Source organism: Mycobacterium sp., from assembly GCF_049585075.1.
GTDB lineage: Bacteria > Actinomycetota > Actinomycetes > Mycobacteriales > Mycobacteriaceae > Mycobacterium.
Genome location: NZ_JBAUZA010000248.1, coordinates 21,338 through 28,505, shown reverse-complemented (window position 1 = coordinate 28,505; position 7,168 = coordinate 21,338). Strand labels below are relative to the sequence as shown.

The 7,168-nt window shown below is 63.9% G+C and carries 10 protein-coding genes and 1 pseudogene; 7 read left to right on the top strand and 4 right to left on the bottom strand.

From position 1 onward, the window contains the following. Nucleotides 1-542: PucR family transcriptional regulator (locus WB785_RS11840; RefSeq protein WP_424079351.1), on the top strand; the 542-nt coding region annotated here is incomplete at its 5' end. Nucleotides 543-824: 282 nt separating this feature from the next. On the opposite strand, the pseudogene WB785_RS11835 reads toward WB785_RS11840, so the two are convergent. After that, nucleotides 825-1,013, bottom strand: a pseudogene (locus WB785_RS11835) (tyrosine-type recombinase/integrase); the annotation flags it as partial. 465 nt (nucleotides 1,014-1,478) lie between these two features. Between WB785_RS11835 and WB785_RS11830 the strand changes: the two are divergent. From WB785_RS11830 to WB785_RS11810, 5 genes are all read left to right on the top strand, one after another. Next, nucleotides 1,479-1,631 (top strand): sulfatase-like hydrolase/transferase, encoded by a 153-nt coding sequence (locus WB785_RS11830; RefSeq protein WP_424079350.1) that lies wholly within the window; start codon nucleotides 1,479-1,481, stop codon nucleotides 1,629-1,631. A 210-nt stretch (nucleotides 1,632-1,841) separates the two neighbouring features. Continuing rightward, nucleotides 1,842-2,228, top strand: coding sequence for a heme-binding protein (locus tag WB785_RS11825; RefSeq protein WP_424079348.1), 387 nt, complete (start codon nucleotides 1,842-1,844; stop codon nucleotides 2,226-2,228). Between the two features lie 8 nt (nucleotides 2,229-2,236). Then, nucleotides 2,237-2,530 carry a hypothetical protein gene (locus tag WB785_RS11820; protein WP_424079353.1) on the top strand — a complete coding sequence of 98 codons (294 nt, stop codon included), beginning with the start codon at nucleotides 2,237-2,239 and terminating at the stop codon, nucleotides 2,528-2,530. Nucleotides 2,531-2,724: 194 nt separating this feature from the next. Beyond that, on the top strand, nucleotides 2,725-3,081 hold the full coding sequence (locus WB785_RS11815; RefSeq protein WP_424079346.1) for a type II toxin-antitoxin system prevent-host-death family antitoxin: 357 nt from the start codon (nucleotides 2,725-2,727) through the stop codon (nucleotides 3,079-3,081). 13 nt (nucleotides 3,082-3,094) lie between these two features. Continuing rightward, entirely contained in the window at nucleotides 3,095-3,736 is a 642-nt protein-coding gene (locus WB785_RS11810) for a zeta toxin family protein (protein ID WP_424079345.1), read from the top strand. A gap of 13 nt (nucleotides 3,737-3,749) precedes the next feature. On the opposite strand, the gene WB785_RS11805 is transcribed toward WB785_RS11810, so the two are convergent. The 3 genes from WB785_RS11805 to WB785_RS11795 are packed head-to-tail and all read right to left on the bottom strand — an operon-like array spanning nucleotide 3,750 to nucleotide 6,062. After that, complete coding sequence (locus tag WB785_RS11805) at nucleotides 3,750-4,673, bottom strand: NADP-dependent oxidoreductase (protein ID WP_424079343.1); 924 nt, start codon at nucleotides 4,671-4,673, stop codon at nucleotides 3,750-3,752. Nucleotides 4,674-4,704: 31 nt separating this feature from the next. Further along, nucleotides 4,705-5,394: a nitroreductase family protein gene (locus tag WB785_RS11800; protein WP_424079341.1), complete on the bottom strand. Its 690-nt coding sequence runs from the start codon at nucleotides 5,392-5,394 to the stop codon at nucleotides 4,705-4,707. Between the two features lie 17 nt (nucleotides 5,395-5,411). Beyond that, on the bottom strand, nucleotides 5,412-6,062 hold the full coding sequence (locus tag WB785_RS11795; protein ID WP_424079339.1) for an HD domain-containing protein: 651 nt from the start codon (nucleotides 6,060-6,062) through the stop codon (nucleotides 5,412-5,414). A gap of 89 nt (nucleotides 6,063-6,151) precedes the next feature. Between WB785_RS11795 and WB785_RS11790 the strand changes: the two genes are divergently transcribed. Continuing rightward, complete coding sequence (locus WB785_RS11790; protein WP_424079337.1) at nucleotides 6,152-7,144, top strand: GlxA family transcriptional regulator; 993 nt, start codon at nucleotides 6,152-6,154, stop codon at nucleotides 7,142-7,144. Nucleotides 7,145-7,168: the final 24 nt, after the last annotated feature.

The following is a 7,168-nucleotide window of genomic DNA, read 5'->3' as shown; positions in this document are numbered from 1 at the left end:
GGCCGCTGACCCTTCCGGCGGGAACGACGACGCTGTGGGCATGGATCGGCACGCCCGGCGAACCTGCCATCGAGGATCTTCGCTCGGCGATGGGGGGATCACGGGACGATGTGCGCGCGGCAGTCGGTCCGACCCGCCGAGGTATCGAAGGGTTTCGCGCCACACACGAGGCCGCGCTTACCGTGCATCGGTTGCTACTGGGCAACCCGGCAAGCGGTCGTTTCGGCTCCTATCGGGAACTTGAGGTCACGGCACTCGCGGCACACGATCCCCGCGCGGCGACCGAGTTCATCGCGGCGACTCTCGGCCCGCTTGCGGAAGACAACCCCGTCGCGGCGCGGCTGCGAGAAACGCTGCGTGTCTACCTTGAGGAGGCCGACAACGCACCACGCGCTGCTACCCGGCTGTACACCCACCGCAACACAATCCTCAAGCGGATCGCCCGCGCGACCGAGCTGCTCGGTTATGTGCCCGGCGAGCGACGGCTCGCCGTCGAACTGGCCTTGGAGCTACGGCGACACCTCCCGCCGCCGGTTAGCTAACCCCCAGCCATCCCGTCTCACCCCGGCGTCACCCCGGCGACCGAGGGCGCTCTGTAGCCCTACTCAAGACGTACTGCGCCTGTACCGGCAACGGCAAATTCTACTGTCTAGCAGGCGGTATGAGTCGAATGCTAACCGTTTCCGCTGGTCGTCCGCGCCCTGCCTAAGGACTCATAATCCGTTGGTCGCGGGTTCGAGCCCCGCCCGCCCCACCATTATCGACGCAGCTCAGGAGCCTTTTCCGTCGGAGCTGACCACCCGAAGGCCGCTCTCAGTCCGCAGCTAGTCCGCAGCAGCTACATCGAAGGCGTCGGCAACGGCGTCCAGATCGTCGGGCCATAGGTGGGCGTAGCGGTCGAGGGTCAACGTCGCCGTCTTGTGGCCGAGCAGCCGCTGCACGACTTTGACGTTCGCACCGCTGCGGATGGCCAGGGACGCGCATGTGTGCCGCAGATTGTGTATCCGCACACCGGGACGGTCGACCGATGCGACGGCCTTTGCGAACGGATATCGCGCACGCGTTAGTCCGTCCAACTTGCATCTCTGCCTAGGACTTTGGCCGGTATCGTCCTCAAGCGCATCGGCATGCCGCGAAGTACTTGTGGAGCCGTTATGTCACTGGCGGCGGTGGTGGACGATCCGCGAGCAACCAGCTCTACGCCGGCTGCCGCGGGCGCGTTGGTGAACATTCTGAATCAGACTACGTAGGAGTGCCGGTGGCTCTAAACCGAAGTTGGATTTTTGCCGTCACCGCGATCGGCGTGTCTGTCTCGGTTGGGTTGGTGTCGGGTGGGCTTACCCGGTGATGACCGGCGACCCTGATGCCCTGGGTTGCCAAACCCCGGCCAACTACGCTGCCACTTGTAGTTCACCGTCAACCGACTCTGACCCGCGTGGGGAGCCATTGCCGGGAAGTTGCGCCGAAGTGGATGGCCGATGGTTAACGAGGTCAAGCCGAATATCGTTTTCGTTCTTGCGGATAACGTCGGATGGGGCGATTTCGGCTGCTATGGCGGCACAACGCCGACACCGAGGATCGACGAGCTGGCAGCAGGCGGCGTGCGGTTCACCAAGGGGTTTAACCGTTAAACATCCTTCGGGTGGGTGGCATGCGGCGCTGCGGGCCGACACTATGTGTCGACTGCCGCGTCCTCGCCGGGCGTACACACTGATGGGTGCGCTTTCCCCGGATTAATCTGCTGTATCGCAAAAAGCGGTTATCTGTATCTGCTTAGCTTGAGCCGGGCGACGACCATATTGGTTGCGGCCCGGTTTGATTACTGGATGAAGGAGCCAGTTATGTTCCTCTCAGAAATCATTCGGCGCCGGGTGGTCGCCGGCGCGATCGGCGCTGGCGTGGTTACCGGAACGGTGTTATGTGCTACCGCAGGGACCGCCGCGGCTGATCCGACGCCTCGGCCACCTGACTGCACAGCCGCGAACGTAGCCAGTGTCGCGGCTGGTGTTGCGACGGCGCTCTCGACCTATCTGTTCACTCACCCGGACGTGAACGGGTTCTACACCGGCCTTCAGGATCAGCCCCAAGCTCAGATCCGCGACGACGTTCAGAACTACTTCAAGGCCAATCCGCAAGAGCAAGCCGACCTCGAGGGCATCCGTCAGCCAATGACCGACATCAGGGAGCGTTGCCAGTGGACGCCACTACTTGGGCAGAGCACCCCGTGACCGGCCGGGTGCGGTCTTGGATCGCCGCAAGCATAGCGATGATCGCTGTCACATCAATTCCGGAAATGTATTGCGTCGTGCAGCCCACCGCTGTGGCCAACGCCGACGTCTGCGCGAGCGTCGGTAGGCGTGTTTCAGTGAGCGGGTGCACCAACGTTGCTGACACGGTCAACGCCTATGTCCCGCCGCCGGCCGACTATGCGCCGCTGCCGCAGGACTTTCCGCCCCCACCGCCACCACCGCCGCCGGCGAATGTCTGCGTTGGAGCCGGCCGCCGAATCCATGTAAGCGGGTGCTTCTAAAAGCGCGACCTCGCACGTGGGCGTCGGGCGATGCGTAAACCGAAGCTGTTAGAAGAGTGTCGTTTGCGTCCTTCGGTGATCCTTGACACCCCCTGGGCCGCCCGCCGCGAGTCGGCATAAAATGTCCTATCCGCACAAAATAGACAAAACGGCTAAAATGGGCGGGCGCGCATTAAACCAACGAGGGGAGCGCCATGTCGACGGTCCTGTTCCGCAACCGCAACGGAAAGCTGGTCGATGTACCCGTGGTGACCGCCAGCCGCCTCAAAAACGAGTTCGGCACGGTCTTTGAGGAGGCCGCACTCAACGGGGCGGTGGTGATCACGAAGCACGCCACCCCCAGGGCGGTGCTACTGTCCTATGCCGAATTCGAGGCGCTGACCGCATCAGCCACACCTGCACTCGACGACCTGAGCGAGCGCTTCGACACGCTGTTGGCCAGCATGCAGACACCGCAAGCCAAAGCCGGAGTCGCGGCGGCATTCGACGCCACGCCGGAGGAACTGGGCGCCGCGGCGGTGAAGGCGGCGCGCACCGCGCAGCCACGGTGACCTTGCGCGGCTCATGGTTCGCAAAACATCGAAGCCGGCGCAGATACACGTGTTGGCAGGCGTCAACGGCGCCGGCAAGAGCAGCATTATCGGCGCGACGATCCGCGCCAAGGGCGGTGAGTACTACAACCCCGACGAGGCCGCACGCGAGGTCATGGCAGCCCACCCCGGACTGGGCCAGACCGACGCCAACGCGGCGGCGTGGGAGGTGGGCCGAAAGCTGCTAGAACGGGCGATTGATCAAGGCCTCGATTTCACCTTCGAGACCACACTCGGCGGCAACACGATGCCGGCACTGCTCTCCGAAGCCGCCAAGCGTGGCGTCGAGATCCACGTCTTCTATGTTGGGCTCGGGAGCGCCGACGCCCACATCGAGCGAGTGCGACAACGGGTCCGCGCCGGCGGGCATGACATTCCCGAAGCCGTCATCCGTCGTCGCTACCGCCACAGCCTGGTCAATCTTGTGACGTTATTACCTGTGCTGACCGAGCTACGGGTCTATGACAACTCCGCGACCGCCGATCCCGCCATCGGGCAGGCTCCGCGGCCGGTCTTGGTGCTGCACATGGAGCGCGGCCGCGTCGTCGGGCCGGCTGATCTGACGTCTACTCCGGCTTGGGCCAAGCCCATCGTCGCTGCAGCGCTCGACTCCTAGCCGGACCAAATCCCTAGTCAGCGTCGCTGATTGCGACGACGGTCTTGCCGCGGCTGCGACGCGCGGGGTCGAATGCCGAAGGCGCTTCGGCCAGTGGACATACCGCGCCGACGATCGGGCGCAGCCGGCCGTCGCGAAGTCGGCGTTCTAGGCCCGCAAGATCTGCCCGGTCTGGCTCGACGACGAAGAAGATTGCACGTCCGTGCTCCGGTTGAACTTGCGGTGGTTCAGCGATAGTAATCAGCGCACCGCCGGGGCGCACCAATTGCGCTGAGCGCTCGAGGATTTCACCGCCGAGCACGTCGAATACGACGTCGACGTTGCCGACGTCCTCCAGCCGATCCCGCTGCAAGTCCAGGAATGTGTCGGCCTCAAGCCCCAGCACGGTGTCCTTGTGCTCGGTACGGCCGCTACCGATCACGCGAGCTCCGGCCTCGCGAGCAAGTTGCACCGCTATGGAACCAACAGCGCCGGCCGCGCCATGAACCAGAACGGTCTGGCCGGTCACAAGTTGCGCGTGATTGAACAGTCCCTGCCATGCGGTCAGCCCCGAAATCGGCAACGCGGCGGCCACCGTGTGGTCAACATGGGCCGACAACGGCGCGAGATTGCGCGCCTCCACAGCGACGTATTCCGCGAGCGAGCCATTGCGGGCCCAGTCGGTGATCCCAAAGACCCGCTGACCCACGGTCAATCCTGTTGTCCCGTAGCCGAGCTCGGCGACAACTCCAGAGACTTCATGGCCCGGGATGGTGGGCGTCCGATCGTGCCCTGCGCGATCAGCCCAGGTTGCCGGCCAGTCGAGCTCACCAGGAGTCAAGCTGGCGGCATGGACCCGGACGATGACGTCGTTTTCTGCGGCATGCGGGTAGGGCATTTCGGATAACGAAAGCCCACTGAGACCCGCAGCGCGGTCACGTACGACAATTGCTCGCACAGCGGTTATCACCCCCAATGTCGGCGGACGCTCAGCTTATCGCGCGCAGCTCTTGAGGCGGCCACAGCGGCTGCGGTACTTCGACACCGAATGGCGCGTCCCAGCGGTTCCGGGATGAAACCTCATGCACGGGATGCCGATTGGCTGCGACTCCCCATTTGCCCCGCGGGTAGCCGAGGGTCAGCATGGCCGACATCTTCCAGCCTTCCTCGACGGGCACGCCAAGTAACTCGTTCACCTTGTCCTCGAAATTGCGGAGCACCATCGTCATGACGCCGCCGACGCCCTCAGCGCGGGCGGCGAGCAACACACTCCAAATCGCGGGGTAGATATTGGCGCCGCCGAGGTCGTCGATGGCGAAGACGAATAGCAACAGGGGAATCTCTTCGAAATGGTCAGCCAGGTAGTCGCCTGAGCCTTTCATTCGTTGCATCGTCTTGACGTGAGCGTCCTGGTCCGCGCCGGGTGCCGGCGCCACCATCGGTCCCGTTCCTGCCATGAATTTCTCGTATTCGAGGGCGCGGGCTTGCCGGAACAGTTGGGCGAACTCGCGTATGAGTTTCCGATCGTCAACGGCCACGAAGTGCCAGCGCTGGGTGTTACCCCCGTTGGGGGCGCGAACGGCCGCATCGAGGATGCGGGCCTGGGTGTCCAACGGAATCGGGTCCGGTCGCAATCGTCGCATCATCCTGGTGGTGTACAGGGCTTCATAGATATCCATTTGCCTGCTCCTTTCCACTATTCAGGCCATGTGCTGTTGAAAATGCTGTCGACCAAGTTCCACCGCTCGAATGTGTGGTCGAAGTGCGCCAGCACGTCGTCGTTCATCGTGCCGAAAGTGGTGTCCGGGCGGTGCTTCATGCCGTCGTTGAAGGCGGCCAGAATGCGGTTCTTGAAGTCAGGACGCGGATGGGCGGCTGTCACCGCGTCAATAGCTTCGGTCGTCAGGTTTTCCCGGCCGATACCGACCACGTCCGTTGCGACACCGGCTGCGAGCAAGGCGGTTTCGGGGTCAAGGCGTCCGGTGATTTCGGGCGTCGTGTGGAGGGCGATGCCCAGCCACACCTTGTCTGCGTCGGATTGTTTGACTCCGTGCTCTAGCAGGAAATCACGCGCCGCGTCGGCACCGTCCATTTCGAATCGCTGGGTGGAGGTGTGGTAGCGGGCGGTGAGGCCAAGGTCGTGGAACATTGCTCCCACATAGAGCAGTTCGGGGTCTGGTTGCACGCCGAGACGGCGCCCATGCAGCGCGCCGAAGAGGAATACGCGTCGGGAATGGTGGAAGAGCACGTCATCTTCGGCATTGCGAATAATGTTGGTCGCCTCGCGCACCAGTGCGCTGTCGGGGATTGCGACGCCGGCGATGGTTTCAATCGACTGAGTGGCCATGATCAATCTCCTCGGATGGACAACTTTCATTGAGTTTGCGCGGGGCCCGCGCAATCCACCCACGGCTATCGCGCCGTCCTTCCCACAAAATGCGACACAATGGCGCTGTGGTCGAAGCCGGTGCGCGCTCGCGGGTGGTGGTGATCATCGTCTTCGACGAGGTGACGCTGTTAGATGTCGCCGGGGCGGGCGAAGTCTTCGCCGAAGCCAACCGATTCGGCGGGGACTATCACATCAAGATCGCATCAGTGGATGGGTGCGATGTGACCACCTCGATCGGAACCAGGTTGGGTGTCACGGACAGCATTTCGTCAATAGAATCCGCCGACACCGTCCTGGTCGCCGGAAGTGACGATCTGCCGGCGCGGGCGATTGATCCCGCACTCGTCGCGGCCGTGAAATCGGTGGCGGGTCGGACCCGGCGGCTGGGGTCCATCTGCACGGGATCGTTCATCCTGGCGCAGGCCGGCTTGCTCAGCGGCCGGCGCGCCAGCACGCACTGGCGAAATACCCGGTCACTTGCGCGGGCGTTTCCCGACATCACCGTTGAGCCGGACGCGATCTTCGTCCGCGACGGCGATATCTTCACCTCGGCCGGAGTGTCGTCGGGCATCGACCTCGCCCTCGCTCTCGTCGAACAGGATTACGGCAGCGAGCTCGTCCGCGACGTGGCTCGCTGGTTGGTCGTCTATCTCAAACGCGCAGGTGGGCAGTCGCAATTCTCGACGCTGGTCGAGGCCGACCCGCCGCCGCAGTCGGCGCTGCGAGCGGCCACCGATGCGATTGCAGCCAACCCTGGGGCGGACCACAGCGTGAAAACCCTTGCCGCGCGGGCCAATCTCAGCACACGGCAGTTGACACGACTGTTCCGATCCGAACTCGGGATGACTCCGGCCGACTACGTCGAAATGGTCCGAATCGATGCCGCCCGTGCCGCGCTGGATGCCGGCCGCACCGTGACCGACACCGCGCAAATCGCAGGCTTCGGCAGCACCGAAACCCTCCGGCGGGCATTCGTCGACCGCCTCGGCGTCTCACCGAAGGCCTACCGAGACAGATTCCGCACCGCCGCCCGCGGCTGAACCCGCTCAAAGCGTGGGGAATTC